At 66.3% G+C, this 15,439-nt stretch carries 14 protein-coding genes and 1 tRNA gene; 7 read left to right on the top strand and 8 right to left on the bottom strand.

From position 1 onward, the window contains the following. Positions 1-8: 8 nt before the first annotated feature. Positions 9-791: a chlorite dismutase family protein gene (locus ACZ5BT_RS06145; protein WP_464885715.1), complete on the top strand. Its 783-nt coding sequence runs from the start codon at positions 9-11 to the stop codon at positions 789-791. Positions 792-815: 24 nt separating this feature from the next. Here ACZ5BT_RS06145 and topA read toward each other — a convergent pair whose 3' ends face one another. Beyond that, positions 816-3,296: a type I DNA topoisomerase gene (gene topA, locus ACZ5BT_RS06140; protein ID WP_464885714.1), complete on the bottom strand. Its 2,481-nt coding sequence runs from the start codon at positions 3,294-3,296 to the stop codon at positions 816-818. Between the two features lie 56 nt (positions 3,297-3,352). Here topA and ACZ5BT_RS06135 point away from each other — a divergent pair, with 56 nt between their 5' ends. Further along, positions 3,353-4,084, top strand: coding sequence for a 3-hydroxybutyrate dehydrogenase (locus ACZ5BT_RS06135; protein WP_464885713.1), 732 nt, complete (start codon positions 3,353-3,355; stop codon positions 4,082-4,084). Between the two features lie 79 nt (positions 4,085-4,163). On the opposite strand, the gene ACZ5BT_RS06130 is transcribed toward ACZ5BT_RS06135, so the two are convergent. The 6 genes from ACZ5BT_RS06130 to ACZ5BT_RS06105 form a co-directional block, all read right to left on the bottom strand. Continuing rightward, positions 4,164-4,239: transfer RNA gene (locus ACZ5BT_RS06130), tRNA-Lys, on the bottom strand. A 73-nt stretch (positions 4,240-4,312) separates the two neighbouring features. Beyond that, positions 4,313-5,623 carry a TRAP transporter large permease gene (locus ACZ5BT_RS06125; protein WP_464885712.1) on the bottom strand — a complete coding sequence of 437 codons (1,311 nt, stop codon included), beginning with the start codon at positions 5,621-5,623 and terminating at the stop codon, positions 4,313-4,315. Next, the gene (locus ACZ5BT_RS06120) at positions 5,620-6,123 is read right to left on the bottom strand and encodes a TRAP transporter small permease subunit (RefSeq protein ID WP_464885711.1); all 504 of its coding nucleotides are present in this window, start codon (positions 6,121-6,123) and stop codon (positions 5,620-5,622) included. Before ACZ5BT_RS06120 ends, ACZ5BT_RS06125 begins: the two co-directional genes overlap by 4 nt. After that, positions 6,120-7,091, bottom strand: a complete 972-nt coding sequence (locus tag ACZ5BT_RS06115; RefSeq protein ID WP_464885710.1) for a TRAP transporter substrate-binding protein — start codon at positions 7,089-7,091, stop codon at positions 6,120-6,122. The genes ACZ5BT_RS06120 and ACZ5BT_RS06115 overlap by 4 nt, the downstream gene beginning before the upstream one ends. Positions 7,092-7,148: 57 nt before the next feature. Then, a complete protein-coding gene (locus ACZ5BT_RS06110; RefSeq protein ID WP_464885709.1) occupies positions 7,149-7,511 on the bottom strand; it encodes a P-II family nitrogen regulator in 363 nt (120 codons plus the stop codon). Then, a complete protein-coding gene (locus tag ACZ5BT_RS06105; protein ID WP_464885777.1) occupies positions 7,508-8,794 on the bottom strand; it encodes an ammonium transporter in 1,287 nt (428 codons plus the stop codon). Before ACZ5BT_RS06105 ends, ACZ5BT_RS06110 begins: the two co-directional genes overlap by 4 nt. A gap of 228 nt (positions 8,795-9,022) precedes the next feature. Between ACZ5BT_RS06105 and ACZ5BT_RS06100 the strand changes: the two genes are divergently transcribed. The 4 genes from ACZ5BT_RS06100 to ACZ5BT_RS06085 are packed head-to-tail and all read left to right on the top strand — an operon-like array spanning position 9,023 to position 13,028. Next, the gene (locus ACZ5BT_RS06100) at positions 9,023-9,937 is read left to right on the top strand and encodes an HTH domain-containing protein (RefSeq protein ID WP_464885708.1); all 915 of its coding nucleotides are present in this window, start codon (positions 9,023-9,025) and stop codon (positions 9,935-9,937) included. Between the two features lie 3 nt (positions 9,938-9,940). Further along, positions 9,941-10,645, top strand: coding sequence for a molybdenum cofactor biosynthesis protein (locus ACZ5BT_RS06095; protein ID WP_464885707.1), 705 nt, complete (start codon positions 9,941-9,943; stop codon positions 10,643-10,645). A 29-nt stretch (positions 10,646-10,674) separates the two neighbouring features. After that, on the top strand, positions 10,675-11,292 hold the full coding sequence (locus ACZ5BT_RS06090) for a hypothetical protein (RefSeq protein WP_464885706.1): 618 nt from the start codon (positions 10,675-10,677) through the stop codon (positions 11,290-11,292). Then, complete coding sequence (locus ACZ5BT_RS06085; protein WP_464885705.1) at positions 11,289-13,028, top strand: hypothetical protein; 1,740 nt, start codon at positions 11,289-11,291, stop codon at positions 13,026-13,028. The genes ACZ5BT_RS06090 and ACZ5BT_RS06085 overlap by 4 nt, the downstream gene beginning before the upstream one ends. Positions 13,029-13,072: 44 nt before the next feature. On the opposite strand, the gene ACZ5BT_RS06080 is transcribed toward ACZ5BT_RS06085, so the two are convergent. Next, on the bottom strand, positions 13,073-14,155 hold the full coding sequence (locus tag ACZ5BT_RS06080) for a TRAP transporter substrate-binding protein (protein ID WP_464885776.1): 1,083 nt from the start codon (positions 14,153-14,155) through the stop codon (positions 13,073-13,075). 100 nt (positions 14,156-14,255) lie between these two features. Here ACZ5BT_RS06080 and menC point away from each other — a divergent pair, with 100 nt between their 5' ends. Continuing rightward, positions 14,256-15,362 (top strand): o-succinylbenzoate synthase, encoded by a 1,107-nt coding sequence (gene menC / locus ACZ5BT_RS06075; RefSeq protein ID WP_464885704.1) that lies wholly within the window; start codon positions 14,256-14,258, stop codon positions 15,360-15,362. Positions 15,363-15,439: the final 77 nt, after the last annotated feature.

Raw genomic sequence — 15,439 nt, 5'->3', positions numbered from 1 at the left:
ACGCGTGTATGAGGAAAAAGCCCGAAGTACGCCAGTATAAGGAAGCCCCCACCCGACGGATGTTCGACATCGACCCCGCCGGGCTGGTCATCGAAAAGGCCCCCGACCGGGCCAAGCGTCAGTTCCTCAACTACGCCTTTTTCAAACTCGACCCCGCATTCCGCAGGCTGGATAAGGCCGAACGGGAAGAAGCGAAGGTGGAGTTCGCCGCCGTGGTCGAGGCCTGGGCCGGGCGCGACGACTTCATCGTGCGTACCTATTCGCTGGTGGGCCTCAGGGCCGACGTCGATTTCATGATCTGGCGCATCGCCTTCGACCCGGTGCTTTTCCAGGAGATGCAAGCGGCGCTCAACGCCACCGCGCTCATGGGCTACCTCACCCAGCCCTACAGCTTCCTCTCGATGCAAAAGCGCTCGATCTACGTCGACCGCTACAACCCCGAGGGCGAGGGCGTCGAGGTGCGACCCGGTGAGGGCAAATACCTCTTCGTCTACCCCTTCGTGAAAAAGCGCGAGTGGTACAAGCTCACCCCCCACACCCGTCAGGGCATGATGGACGAGCACATCTACCTCTCGGCGCCCTTCACCGGCGTGCGCCTCAACACCAGCTACTCCTACGGCATCGACGACCAGGAATTCGTGGTCGCCTTCGACGCCGATCACCCCCAGGAGTTCGTGGACCTGGTGCACCGGCTGCGCTTTTCCGAGGCCAGCCTCTACACCCTGCGCGACACCCCGATGTTCACCTGCCGGAAAAAGCCGATTCGCGAGGTGATGGACGACCTGGCGTAAGCGCGATTGGCCGCGGTGGCGGCGCTACGCCTCCACCGCGGCCTTCTTCGCCCGACCGTAGGCCATGCGCAGCTTGAATAGGGCACGCTTGTAAAGCTTTTCCGCTGCCTCGAGATCCACGCCGAGCGCTTTGGCGGCCGAGGCGATCGGCTCGCCCTTTTCCTCGACCAGCACCGCGATCTTGGCTTCTTCACCGGAAAGGCCCTCGAGGAAGGGTTTTAAGTCGGCCCAGCTCGCTTTCTTTCCGCTCGCTTTCGCTTTTTTCTTAGCCTTCTTCCGTCGGGATACGCGCTTTGCGCTCCGTTCGCCCTTTTTCTCCAAAAAGCGGGGGTAAGCGTAGTCCTCGCAGGCCGGGTTCGAGCACTTCAAGACCTCGCGCCGGCCCTTTTTCACCATGAGCCAACCGCACTTTGGACACTTTTCCCCCGTCGGCGGGTCGAAGACCACGAAGTCGCACTCGCTCTGATCGCAACGCCAATACGCCCGGCCCTTGCGGCTTTTCTTGGCCACGATCTCGCCTTTTTGGCACTTGGGACAGGTGAGCCCGGTGGACGCGGCCTCGTCGCGGGTGTAGTCACACTCGGGATAGCGCGAGCAGGCGATGAAAGGCCCGAAACGCCCCCATTTGCGGACCAGCTCGGCACCGCATTTGGGGCAGGGCTCGCCGATCGGCTCGGCCTCGCGGCGCTCCTCGAGGGGCTCGGTGTAGGTGCACTCGGGGTAGCCGGTGCAGCCCAGGAACTGGCCGAAGCGACCCACCTTCACCTCGAGCGGCCGGCCGCACACCGGGCAGGTCTTGCGCGGCACCCGGCCGAACTCCTCCATGAAGGGCTCGTAGAACGCCCGGACCGCCTCGGGCCAGGGCCGCGCCCCCTCCTCGACCTCGTCGAGGGCCGCCTCCATCCTGGCGGTGAAGTCGTAGGCCAAAACCCGGGGGAAGTGGGTCTTTAAAAACCCCACCACCTCGCGGCCGAGCGGGGTGGGCACCAGCGCCCGGCCCTCGCGCTCGACGTAGCCGCGCTTTTCCAGGGTCTCGATGGTGGGGGCGTAGGTGCTGGGCCGGCCGATCCCCTTCTCCTCGAGGACCTTGACCAGCGAGGCATCGGTGTATCTGGGTGGAGGCTGGGTGAAGTGGACCTCGGCCTTGAGCTGAGCAAGCTTCGCCACCTCGCCGACCGTGAGCTCGGGGAGCTCGCGGTCGGTCTCCTCCCGATCCAGGACCCGGAGGTACCCGTCGAAGAGGAGCTGGCTGCCGCTGGCGCGGAAGACGAGCCCCCCGGCCTCGAGGGTGGCCGAGGTCAGCCGGTAGTGCGCCGGGGGCATCTGGCTGGCAAGAAAGCGCCGCCAGATCAGCTCGTAGAGCTTGGCTTCCTCGTCCGAAAGGTAGGGACGGACCTTCTCCGGCGTCCGCAGCACGCTGGTGGGGCGGATGGCCTCGTGGGCGTCCTGGGCGCCCTTTTTCGCCCGGTAGACGGGGGGTTTTGCCGGGAGGTAAGCCTGGCCAAAGGCCTCGGCGATATAACGCCGGGCCTCGGTGACGGCCTCGGGGGCGACCCGGGTCGAGTCGGTGCGCATGTAAGTGATGAGCCCCACCCGCTCGCCCTCGAGGTCCACCCCCTCATACAACCGCTGGGCCACCCGCATGGTGCGCCCCGCGCTCCAGCCAAAGCGAGACGAAGCCGCCTGCTGCAGCGTACTGGTGGTAAAGGGCGGCGGGGCCTTCTTTTTCCGTTCCTTGGACTCGACCGTGGCCACGCGGTAGGGGCCGGCCTCATGGGCCCGCCGCTCGATCTCGCGGGCTTGGGCCTCGGAGGTGATGAGGAAGGATTCCACCCCGCCCTTCTTTTCCCGAACTCGCCGGCCGTCAACCTGGTAGAGCTCGGCCTGGAAGACCTTTTCGCCGCTTTCGAAGCGGCCCTCGAGAGTCCAGTACTCCTGGGGACGGAAGGCCTCGATCTCCTCTTCGCGCTCGACGACGAGCCGGAGGGCCACCGACTGCACCCGCCCCGCCGAGAGCGCCCGGCGACGGAACTTTTCGGAGAGGAGCGGCGAGAGGTTGTAGCCCACGAGCCGGTCGAGCACCCGCCGCGCCTGCTGGGCGTCCACACGCTTTTTGTCGATAGGACGGGGGTTTTTCAGCGCCTCCTTGATCGCCCGGGGGGTGATCTCGTGGAATTCCGCCCGCACCGGCCGCGAGGGATCAAGCTTCAAAAGGGTCGCCACGTGGTAGCCAATTGCCTCACCCTCGCGGTCGGGGTCGGTGGCGACCAGGATTTTGTTCGCCTTCTTGGCCGCGGCCTCGAGTTCTCGGACCACCCGCTTCTTGCCCCGTTTCACCTCATAGGTCGGGGCAAAATCGTGCTCGACGTCAACCCCGAGCTGGCGCTCGGGAAGGTCGATGACGTGACCGAGACTGGCTTTAACATCGAAGTTCCTGCCAAGGATCTTAGAGAGCGTCCTTGCCTTGGCCGGAGACTCGACAACGATGAGGGTCTTTTCCGGCACGGCATTAAGTATAGAGGGCGTTGCCGCCTGCTGGGAACACCCCGTTATCCTGAAGCATGGCAAAGACAGCGCTGGTCACGGGTGCGGCATCCGGCATCGGCAAGGCCATCGCCGAGGCGTTCGCCGAAGCCGGATACCGGGTCATTCGCGTGGACAAGGCGCCGCTCGATAGTCCGGACAGCTTCCAGGTCGACCTGAGCGACCGGTCGGCAGTGCGCGTGCTCGCGGAAACGGTGCTCGATCGCTACGGCGGCGTCGACGTCCTGGTCAACAACGCCGGGTTTCAGCACGTGGCCCCCCTGGAGGAATTCCCGCCCGAGGTCTGGGAGACGATGCTTTCGGTCATGGTCACCGCGCCCTTCCTGCTCATCCGCGCCTTCCTGCCGGGCATGAAGGTGAATGGCTGGGGGCGCATTATCAACCTGGGGTCGATCCACAGCGTGGTGGCAAGCCCGTTCAAGGCCGGCTACGTGAGCGCCAAGCACGCGCTCCTCGGCCTCACCAAGGTCGCGGCCCTCGAGGGCGGCCCTTTTGGCGTCACCGCCAACGCCATCTGCCCCGCCTACGTGCGCACGCCGCTGGTCGAGGGGCAGATCGCCGACCAGGCCCGCTCGCTCGGCATCTCCGAAGGCGAGGTGATCGAGAAGGTCATGCTCGAGCCGGCGGCGATCAAGCGGCTGATCGAGCCCGAGGAAGTGGCTGCCCTGGCCCTTTTTCTGGCCACGGATGCCGCGGGCGCGATCACCGGCGCCTGCCTGCCGCAGGACCTGGGCTGGACCGCGCGCTAGGTGCCCCGCCGTGGCAAAAGCCCAGGGCGGAGGCCCCATTCGCAAGAACCCCCGCCGGCTTCCGGCGGGGGTTAGGTCTTGGTGGGCCGCGAGGGAATCGAACCCCCGACCAACCGATTAAAAGTCGGTTGCTCTACCAACTGAGCTAGCGGCCCCCTCAAGGCCCCACGCGATTATATGCGGGGCCCCTGGCGCTGTCAACGCGACTTTTTCCCGTCTGTCTCGGGCCTAACGGCCCATCATGCGGCCCGGGAGATAGAGGGCGATCTCGGGCCAGAGGGTGATCAAGGCGGCGAGCGCCATGAGGATGAGGAAGAACGGGAGCGCCGCCCGGGCCACGAAGCTGATCGGCCGCCCGCTGATGCCCTGGATCACGAAGAGGTTGAAGCCCACCGGCGGGGTGATCTGGGCCGCTTCGACCATGAGCACCAAGAAGATGCCGAACCAAAGGGGGCTAAACCCGGCGGCCTTGATCAGTGGCAAGACGATGGGCAGGGTCACCACGATCATCGAGATGCCGTCGAGGAAAAACCCGAGCACGATGTAAAAGAGCGCCAGCACCACCACCAGCGCGTAGGGCGAAAGGTGCATCGCGGCGATCATCTCGGCCACCGCCCGGGGAATCCCCACGTAGCCCATGGCGGTCGTCAGGACGCTGGCCCCGGCCACGATCAGGCCGATCATGCTGGTGGTGCGCACCGCCCCCAGCGTGGCCTCGACAAAGCTCGCCCAGGTGAGGGTGCGGTAGGCGAGCGCGAGGACGAGCGCCCCCACCACCCCGATGGCCGCCGACTCGGTGGGGGTGGCCATGCCGGTGTAGATGCTCCCGAGCACCGCCAGGATCAAAAGCGTCACCGGCAACAGGTCCAAAAGGCCGGCCAGACGCTCGGCGAGGGTGTGGCGCTCCTGACTCCGGGGGGCGAGCTCCGGCCGCACATACCCCACCACCGCCAGATACCCCATGAAGCCAAGGGCGAGCAGCAACCCGGGAATGATGCCAGCGATAAAGAGCCGGCCGATGGACACATCGGCGAGCACCCCGTAGATAATCATCACCAGCGAGGGCGGGATCAAAAACCCCAGCGTCCCCGCCCCGGCGAGCGAACCCACCACCAGCCGCTCGTCGTAGCCACGTTTTCTGAGCTCGGGGATGTTGATCTTGCCGATGGTGGCGGCGGTGGCGGCGGAAGAGCCGGAGATGGCGGCAAAGAGCGTGCTCGCGGCGACGTTGACGTGCAAGAGCCCTCCGGGCAGCCGCCCGAGCCAGGGGGCGAGGCCGTCGAACATCTTCTCGGATAGCCGGGTGCGGAGCAAAAGCTCGCCCATATAAATGAAAAGCGGGAGCGCCACCAGCGCCCACGAATCCGCGGCGTTCCAGGCGATGCTCGAGAGCACCTTGATCGCCGGCGGCGAGGCGAAGGCGGAGATGGCAAAGAGCGCGGTGAGAAAGAGCGAGATCGCCACCCAGACCGAAAGGCCAAGGAGCAAGAAGAGCACACCGATGATCACCGCACTCGCGGTCAGAACGCCGACGCTCACCGCCTCCTCCACAGCGCCTGGGGATGGATCCAAGACTTCACCGTCCTGGCCAGGAACTGCACCCACAGGGTGACCGCCCCGACGAGCACCGCCCCGTGGGGGTAGACCATGGGGGTCCGCGCCGGGGTAAAGCTGCGGCTTTGATAGCGGAGCGAATCGCTAAAGAGGTAATAAAAGGCGAGCACCAACAGGCTAGAGAAGAAGAGGCCCACGAGGAGGGCGAAGCGGTCGAGCCAGAGCCGCCCCCGGGGCGAGAGTCGCTCGTAGATCACCCCCACGCGAATGTGCTCGGCGTGGGCCAGCGTGTAGCCGGCCGCGCCGTAGATCATGGCCGCGAGCAGATAGCCGGAGTACTCCTGGGCCACCATCGTAGAACGCCCGACCAGCACCCGGCTGGCGATCTCGACGAAGATCAGGGCGGTGGTCACCACCAACAGCGCCCCGGCGACCCATCCCGCCAGGGTCGCCAGGGCCTCGAGCAAACGCACGAGTCGGCTCATTGACCAAAGTAGTCCTTGAAGATGGCTTTCCCGTCCTCACCCGCGACGCCGAGCCAGCGATCCCAGAGCGTTTTGGCCGCGGCCTGCATCGCGTCCTCGATCTCCGCCGGAATATCGCTGATCACCTTCATGCCCCGGTTTTTGAGCTCGAGCTCCGAGGCCAGGTCGGCGCGCTTGGAGTTCTTCCACTGCATGGCCTCGATCGCCTTAGCGGCCTCGAGGATCGCCGCTTGCTCGTCCTGGGGCAAGGCGTCGAACATCCGGGCGTTGACGATGACCATGTTGAGCGGGAAGGCGTAATTGATGCGATGGAAGTAATTCGTCACTTCCCAGAGCTTGGCGTCAACGCCGGTGGCGGTGGAGGTGAGCACCGCGTTCACCAAACCGGTGGAGAGGGCGGTGTAGAGCTCGGAGAAGGGAATGGCGATGCCCTCGGCGCCCAGCTGGCTCACGAAGGCGGCGGAGTTGGCGTCGTAGGTACGGACCTTGAGCCCTTTGAAATCGGCAACGCTTTTGAGCGGTTTCTTGGTGTAGATCCCCGAGGGCGGCCAGGGAACCGCGTAAAGCAAGCGAGCGTTATTGCGGGCGAGCGCTTTTTCGTAGTAGGGCTTTGCGATCTGGTAGAGCCGCCAGGCCTCGTCGTAATTCTTGGCCAAAAGCGGCAGGGAGGTCAGCCCGAAGACCGGCTCGTCGCCCTGGACGTTGCCCATGAGTACCTCAGCAATGGGCAACGTCCCGTCGCGGACCACCCGCAAGATCTCGGCGCCCTTAAACCCGAGGGAGCCGCCGGCATGAACAACGATTTTGAGCTTGCCACCGGTCTTTTGCTCGACGAGGTCGGCGAACTTGACCACGCCCTTGGTGTGGAAGTTGGCCGGCGGCCAGGCCACGTGCATGTCCCACCGCTGGGCACTGGCCAGGCCCAGACCCACGACGAGAACACTCGCCAGGAGCAGAATCCTCTTCATGCGATCTTCCCCCTTTCCGATGGGAATTATCCCACCCGAGCCACCCGAGGTCAATATTTATACACTACCGGGGCGGACCGGGGTGACCGCGGCCTCGTTCTCCTCCCCAGTCCGGATGCGAATCACCCGCTCCAGCGGTAACACGAAGATCTTGCCATCCCCCACTTCGCCAGTGCGCGCCGAGGCGAGGATGGCCTCGATGGTGGGCTCGACGAAGGGATCGCTCACCGCGATCTCGAGCTTGACCTTGTCGTAAAGCCCCATCTTCACGGTGGTCCCGCGGTAGGTCTCGACCCGCTCGGTCCCCCCGCCGTGACCCCGAACCCGGGTGATGGTGAGCCCGCGGACCTCGGCCTTGAAGAGGGCCTCGAGGACCTCGTTGAGTTTCTCCGGCCGAACCACGGCGATGATCAGCTTCACGCCGCACCTCCTTCACTGTCCAGGACCAAAATCGCGCCCTCCATGCTGGGGTAGGCCTCCTCGCCGTGCAACGCGGCGTCGAGGCCGATCGCTTCCTCGCGGTCGGCAGTGCGCAGGGGCATCAGCAACCCGATCAGCCTGAGGAGCACAAAAGTGCCCAGCGCGCTCAAAAGCACCGCCACCGCCACCGCCTTGAACTGAATGGCGACCTGGACCCAGTTGCCCTCGAGCCCCCCGGCCACGCCGCCCCAGGCCTGGGAAGCGAACACGCCGGTCAAAATCGCCCCCAGGGTTCCGGCGAGGCCGTGCGACCCGACCACGTCGAGCGAGTCGTCGAGCCCGAGCCGGGGCCTGGCCAGGATGAAGAAGTAACTCGGGAACGCGGCCAGGGCGCCGATCCAGAGGGCGCCGGTGGGACCCACGAAGCCCGCGGCCGGGGTGATGGCCACGAGCCCCACCACCACCGCGGTCGCCGCCCCCACGGCGGTGGCCTTGCCCGCCCGGCCGAGATCGAGGAGCGTCCACACCACCATGGTCGCCGCCGGGGCGAGGAAGGTGTTCACGAAAGCGAGCCCGGCGCTGGCGTTGGCCCCATATGCGCTGCCAGCGTTGAAGCCGAACCAGCCAAACCACAAAAGGCCGGCCCCGAGCAGCACAAAGGGCACGTTATGGGGCAAGAAGGCCACCCGGCCGAATGCCTTTCGTGGCCCCAGCACCAAAGCCGCCACCAACCCGGCTACGGCGGCGTTGATGTGGACCACCGTGCCCCCGGCAAAATCAAGCGCCCCCTTCAAAAACCCACCGCCCCACACCCAGTGGGCGAGCGGAGCGTACACGAAGAGCACCCAAAGCACGCTGAACAAAAGCCAGGCCGAAAAACGCATCCGCCCCGCGAGCGAGCCCGAGATCAGGGCCACGGTGATGATGGCGAAGGTTCCCTGAAAGGCTACGTCCAGGATCGATGGCAATCCGTCCGAAACGAGCATCTGGCCTTCTCGCAAAAACCCGGCGAGCCCGGCATAGCCGAGTCCGCCCAGGAAGGCCCCGCCGTTGTCGTAGGCCAGGCTGTAACCCAGCAGCGCCCACGCCACCCCCACGAAGCCGAGGGCGACGAAGCTCATCATCATGGTGTTGAGGACGTTCTTCTGACCCACCAAACCGCCGTAGAAAAAGGCCAGCGCCGGCGTCATCAAGAGCACCAGCGCCGTACTCACCAGCATCCAGGCCGTACTCCCGGCGTCGATATCTCCCCCGGCCAGGGCCAGGCCGAGCACCAGAGGCATTGTGGACCAAACCAGCTTCTTCAACCCCCACCTCCTCGGGATCAGCCTAGCGTATGAATATGCACACTGTCAACCATTTTATGGACGCTCGTACCTTATTTCGTTCACGTTATGCAGGTTTATGGCCTTTCTAGGGCGTTTCGTCCGGCGATATTATTCCAACCGTCACCTAAATCATTAACACCACGCACATTCGGTGGGCGGGGTCGGTGGCGATAAAATACAGATGTGACCGAGCGGCAAAAGCGGCTACTCAAGCTGCTCGTCGAACGATTCATCAGCGAGAAACGACCGATTCCCTCGGCGGCTCTGGCCCGGGAACTCGGGGTCAGCCCCGCCACTGTGCGCTACGATCTGGCCGCCCTCGAGGCCGAGGGGCTGATCACCAAGCCCCACGCCTCGGCGGGGCGGGTCCCCACCCGGAAGGGCTTTCGCACCTACGCGCTCGGTCTCCTCCCCCCTCACCCCCTGCCCGAGGCCACCGCCCGGCTGATCGCCGATGCCCTCGAGCGCGCCGGCCACGGCTGGCCACGCCTGGCCGCGCAGATGGCGGCGAGGCTCGCGGGCTATCCTGCGCTTTTGCGGCTGGCGCCGCTCAGGCAGCCGGTCCTCCTCAGAGTTCACCTCTCACCGCTCGGCGAGCGGCGGGTGCTGGTGGTGGCGGTCCTGGAAGGGGGCAGGGTGCGGGAAGGCACCCTCGAGCTCCCCTTCGACCCCAGCGAGGCGGTCCTTGCCCAGGCCGAGGAGATCTTAAGGGGGCCGAGGGCGCCCGAGACCCTTTCCGAGCTCCGCGGTTCGTCGCCGCAGCTCGACGCCCTGCTGCAGGGCCTGGCCGGGGTCTTGGGCACCACCCGCAGCGAGCGCTTTTTTGAGGGCGTCGGCGAGGTCTTCTCCGAACCCGAGGCCGAGGACCCCGCCTTTCTCCGGCGGGTGATCGAATTTTGGGATAACCTTCCCCCGGGGCCCATGACCCCGCCGGGCGGCGTGAACCTCCGGGTCGACGAAGGCACCGCCCTGGTTCAGTCGGGGTTTTCCCGGCCCGGTTGGCGGGGCGAGGTGGTCCTCATCGGCCCCGAGCGCATGCGCTTCAAGGAGGCCCTGAGCGTGGCCTACACCCTGGGAAGGGTGCTTGAGAGGAGTTAAAGGATGCGAGTTATCGTGCGGCTCTTCGCGATGTACCGGGAACAGGCCGGCACCGGCTCGCTCGAAATCGAGCTCGCCGAAGGTGCCACGGTCGCCGACGCGGTGGGGGTGCTCAAGGAACGCTTTCCCGAGCTCGGCCTCGAGGCGGGTATGGCGGCGGTGAACGAGGGCTTCGCCGGTCTCGAAACCCCTCTCCACGACGGGGACGAGCTGGCCTTTTTGCCGCCGGTGTCAGGCGGCAGCGAGGGGCAGCTCTTCCTGACCGAAGACCCCCTCGAGCCGCTTCTCCCCCAGATCGTCGGCTGGGCGGTCGAGCCCCAATTCGGCGCCCTCGTCACCTTCCTCGGAACCACCCGAAGCCCCAATAAGGGCAAGACGGTCGACCACCTGGTGTACGAGGCCTACACCGGGATGGCGGAAAAGGTGCTCGCTCAGATCGCGGAGGAGATGCGAGCCCGCTGGGACCTGGGCCGCATCGCCATCGTGCACCGCCTGGGGCGCGTCGATCCCGGCGAGGCCTCGATCCTGATCGTGGTCGCAAGCCCCCACCGGCCCGAGGCCTTCGCCGCCGCCCGCTACGCTATCGACCGGGTCAAGCTGATCCTCCCGGTCTGGAAAAAGGAAGTCCTCACCGATGGCAGCCACTGGGTCGAGGGCGGGGCCGATCCAGAGCTGCGGCTCGGCAAGTGGCCCGGCACCACCCGGTAATGGCTCTATAATCCGGTCATAAGGGAGCGATGCAGGAAGCCGAGCAGCTGATCATCGAAGCGCTGAGCACCTACGGTATTCCCCCCGCAGCGGCGAAGAACCTGATCCGTCGGGCCATGGCCCGCGTGGCGCCCGGTGAGGCGGCCGAACGCTGGTTGCAGCTCGTCCGCGGCCCGCTGGTCGAGGAGATCCGTCAGGTGATCCCGGTTTTTCAGGTGAACGGTCCCTACGCCGAGGCGGTGGCCAAGATCGAGCAGCTGGCCCGGGCCCGGCGCCCGAAGACGCCGCCCGCCGGCGGGCGCGAAAACCCCGAGCTCGACCCCAACGACCCGCGCTCGCGCCAGGCCCTCCTCATGAGCCTGGCACGGGAAGAGGGCGTGGTCGGGGTGATGCTCCTCGGGCCCACGGTCAGCGAGGCCCGCTTTCCCGGGGGGCCTGCGAACCTGCCCAGGCTGCTCTTCGCCGCCCACCGCCTCGCGCTTTCTCGCCGGGGCTACCGGTTCGCCTATTTGGTTACGCGCGAGGCGCAGATTTTCTTGCGGCCCCTCGAGGCCTTTCTGGTGGCGGTCATCACCCGGCCTGAAGTCAACCTGGGCAAGATCCGTAAGCGCCTGACCGAGCTCTCGCTCAAAGGAGGTCCCCAATGAAGAAGTGGTGGTGGACGTGGGTGGTCCTGGCATTCTTTGCCCTGGCAGCGACGCCGCCGGCGGCTGGGCTTTATGACCAGGTCTTCCCCAAATTGCAAACGGCCAAATCGGTCCTGGCCGAAGACCCGGCCCAGGCGCTCCTTTTGGTTGAGGAAGCCCAGCGCGCCTTCGAGAAAGGCAGGGGCGAATTGCCGGCGGTTATCGCCCAGGGCATCGAACGCGCCATCCAGGACGCCCGGCTCGCCGTGGTGCGAAAGAGCAAGGCCGACCTCGAGGGCCGCCTCTGGGTGGTGCGCGGCGCCTTCGCCAAAGCCCTCTACGACGCCTTTTTCGAGGCCGTGGCCCGAGGCGATCAAGCGGCGGCGGCCACCCTCCTCGATCGCCTGGCCAAAGCCAGCGCCCGCCCGGCCTCGCTCGTCGAGCAGGCCAAGACCCGCGCCGCCGCCAGGGACATCGCCGGGCTCCGGGCGCTTTTCGAGCAGGCCTACGCCGAGGCGATCGGCAAGACCCTAGGGCTCGCCCAGGACGCCACCGACCGGGTGCGTGCCTACGCCTTGGTGTCGAAAGCCTACGGCCTTTTCCTGATCGTTCAGGACGCCCCCCGGATGCGGGCCATCCGCCCCGCCGACTTCATCGAAGCGCTCCGTCGCCTGGCCCAGGGCGACCAGGAAGGCTTCAAACAGCAGATCGAGCAAATCCGCCAGGCCCTGGTGCCGGTGGTGGCCACCCTCCCACCGGCGCCGGTGGCGGGCGAACGCGCCGGCGAGCCAAAACCCAAGGCCGAGCCCGTCGCCCCATCCGCACCCGCCAAAGGCCCGGCCACAGCCCCGCCACCCAAGCCGGAGCCAAAGCCCCTCCCGCGGCCTCAGCTCCCCGAGGCCGTCAAGACCTTCCGCGCCCCGGCCTGGATGCCGGGCGCGCTCCGGGCCAGGGTGACCTCGAGGGCCGAGGCGCTGGGCTATTCTTACGTCTCGGACTTTTTGAACACCGTGAGCACGGTCCAAAGCGACGTGGGCGCGGCCTCGGCGCTTTTGAGCTCGGTCAAGTTCGAGGAGGTCCGGGAGCGGCTCGACCGGGCCTGGTGGCGCTATGAAACCCAGCTCTCGCCGATCTTCGAGCTCCTCGATGCGGGCATGGACCGCCGCATCTCGGTGGCCATGGAGCGGATCCGACGCGCCCCGGGGATTCGGAGCTCTGACCTCACCGCCCTCTACACCCTGCTCGGCGCCCAGACCGAGCACTTCCTGAACGGTCCGCCCTCGAGCGGGAGGCGGTTCTGGCTCAACCTCCAGGCCATCCTCCTCGGTTTCACCGGACTGCCGCGGGCGGTCATGTTCATCCTGGCCGGGGCGCTGGCCCTTTTCCCGCTCCAGCTCATCCGGATCACCTTCGGTGGCCGGAACGTCTACTGGCGGCTTTTGGGCCTGGCCTTTTTCTTCCTGCTCTGGCCGGCGATGCTCGAGGGCCTGACCTACTTCAGCGACATCCTGGCCAACTACGGGGGCCTGCCTTCGCTCGCGGTGCTCATCAACCTCTCGGTGCTCCAAAGCCTTCCGGCGCAGGTGGGCTGGGGGCTTTCGGTCCTCCTGGTGGTGGTGCTCGCCAGCTGGGGCCTTCGGGGCATCGCGCTGCAATTCGGTCTCATCAGCGACCGCCAGCACACAAGCGCGCCCCAGGAAACCCTCTCGCCCGAAGCCACATCGGAAGCCGAGATCGAGTGGGACGATGAGTTTTAAAAACCCCCCCGGCGAATGCCGGGGGAGGGTTCGGCGATCCCGGGTCAGAGGGCCGGGAAGGTAAAGTCGGCGTAGGCGAGCTCGTTGGTTCCGAACCAGCGGAAGAGCTGGGTCCGGGCGTGGATCCAGTGCTCGTAGATCTTGCGGTAGGTGGCGTCTTTGGCCGCCAGCTCCTCGTAGAGGCTGAACGCCTCGCGGTAGGCCACCCGCATGGCCTCCTTGGGGAAGGGCCTGAGCCTCACCCCGTAGCTCAAAAGCCGCTCCAGGGCGGCCGGGTTCTTGGCGTCGTAAGCCGCGAGCATGCGCTCGTTGGCCTCGTGGGCGGCGGCCTCGAGGGCCACCTGGAAGTCCTTGGGCAGGCGGCGCCAGGCCGCGAGGTTGACGAAAGCGTGGGTGGTGGTGCCGGGCTCCCACCAGCCGGGGTAGTAGTAGTAGGGGGCGACCTTGTAAAAGCCGAGCTTTTCGTCGTCGTAGGGGCCGACGAACTCGGTGGCGTCGATCTGGCCCCTTTGCAGGGCCGAGAACACCTCGCCACCGCTTATGACCACGGTCTTCACCCCAAGCCGGCCCATCACCTCCCCGCCAAGGCCGGGAATGCGCATGCGAAGGCCGCGCATGTCGGCCAGGGAGTCCACCGGGCGCCGGAACCACCCTCCCATCTGGGCGGCGGTATTGCCCGCCGGGAAGGCGATGACGTTGTAGGCGGCGTAGAGCTCGGTGTTCAGGAGATCCTGCCCGCCACCGTCGTAGAACCAGGCGTTTTGCTGCCGCGCCGTCAGCCCGAAGGGGAGCGCCGAGCCAAAGGCGAAGGCCGGGTGAAGGTTCAGGTAGTAGTAGCTCGCGGTGTGGCCGATCTCGACCCGACCCTTTTGCACCGCCTGGAAGACCTCGAGCGCCGGCACCACCTCGCCGCCGGGAAACACCTCGATCTCGAAACGCCCGTCGGTCAATGTCTTCACCCGGTCGGCGATGGCCTTTGCCGTCCCGAAGATGGTGTCGAGGCTCTGGGGCCAGCTGGTCGCCATCCGCCAGCGAACCCGCTTTCTCGTCTGGGCGTAGACGGGGCCAAACACGCTGGAAGCCGCGACCCCCGCGGCGGCCTTCTTCAAAAACGCCCGTCGTGGCATCTTCTTTTCGGCCATACTGGGCTCATCATAGACCATTCGCGAAGCCACGAGCGGCGCACGTGGCTGGCATGGCCCGGCACAGTGGCCTTAGCATGGGGCCATGCGAATCGAATCGGCTGAACTGCTGACCCTCGAGCTGCCACTCAAGTTTCGTTTTGAGACCTCTTTCGGAACCCAAAAGTCCCGGCGCGTGCTGCTCCTCATCCTGCAGGGCGAAGGTCTGGAAGGTTACGCCGAAGGGGTCATGACCGAACTCCCCCTCTACCGCGAAGAGACCGTGGCCGGGGCCAGGTCGCTCCTCACCGAAACCCTCCTGCCCAGCGTCCTGGGTAAGGACTTCCCAAACCCAGAGGCCTTGCGCCAGACCCTGGCGCCCTTCCGGGGGAACCATCAGACGAAAGCCATGGTCGAGATGGCCTTTTGGGACCTCTGGGCCAAGTCGCTCGGCGTGCCGCTGGCCGACCTCCTCGGCGGCGTGAGGCGTGAGGTCGCGGTGGGGGTCTCGCTCGGTATCCAACCCTCGATCGAGCGAACCCTCGAGCTGGTAGAGCAACACCTCGCCGAAGGGTATAAGCGCATCAAGCTCAAGATCAAACCCGGCTGGGACGTCGCGGTGGTCGCCAGAGTCCGCGAGGCGTTTCCCGAAGCCAAGCTCACCGTCGACGCCAACTCCGCCTATCGCATCTACGACGACCGGGTTTTCCGGGCACTCGACGCCTTCAACCTCGACTACATCGAACAGCCCCTGGCCTACGACGACCTGGCCGATCACGCCCGGCTCCAGGCCCGCATTCAAACCCCCATCTGCCTCGACGAGTCCATCCTCTCTAAAGAAGGCGCCCGTGTCGCGCTCAGCATGGACGCCGGCCGGGTCATCAACGTCAAGGTGGCCCGGGTCGGCGGGCACGCCGAGGCAAAAAAGATCCACGACCTGGCCGAGGCCTTTGGCGTTCCGGTCTGGATGGGCGGGATGCTGGAGACCGGCGTGGGCCGCGCCCACGCCATCCACGCCGCCACCCTCCCCAACTACACCCTCCCCGGCGACACCTCCTCCGCGAGCCGGTACTGGGATGAAGACATCGTCAACGAGGCCCTCGAGGCCAAAGACGGCATGATGCCGCTTCCCGAGGGGCCGGGGATCGGCGTCACCCTAAACCGGGAACGGATCGAGCGAGCGCGAATCGACCGCTGGCGTGCCGGATCGTAAACCCAACCCCTACCAGACGGCCTCGCCGCCGGCCGGGACGCTGACCCGGCCGGTGCATATTTCCCTTAAACCGAGTG

It is taken from the genome of Vulcanithermus mediatlanticus, from assembly GCF_055385885.1.
The sequence above is the reverse complement of the archived record's forward strand: the minus strand, read 5'-3'. Positions and strand labels throughout refer to the sequence as shown.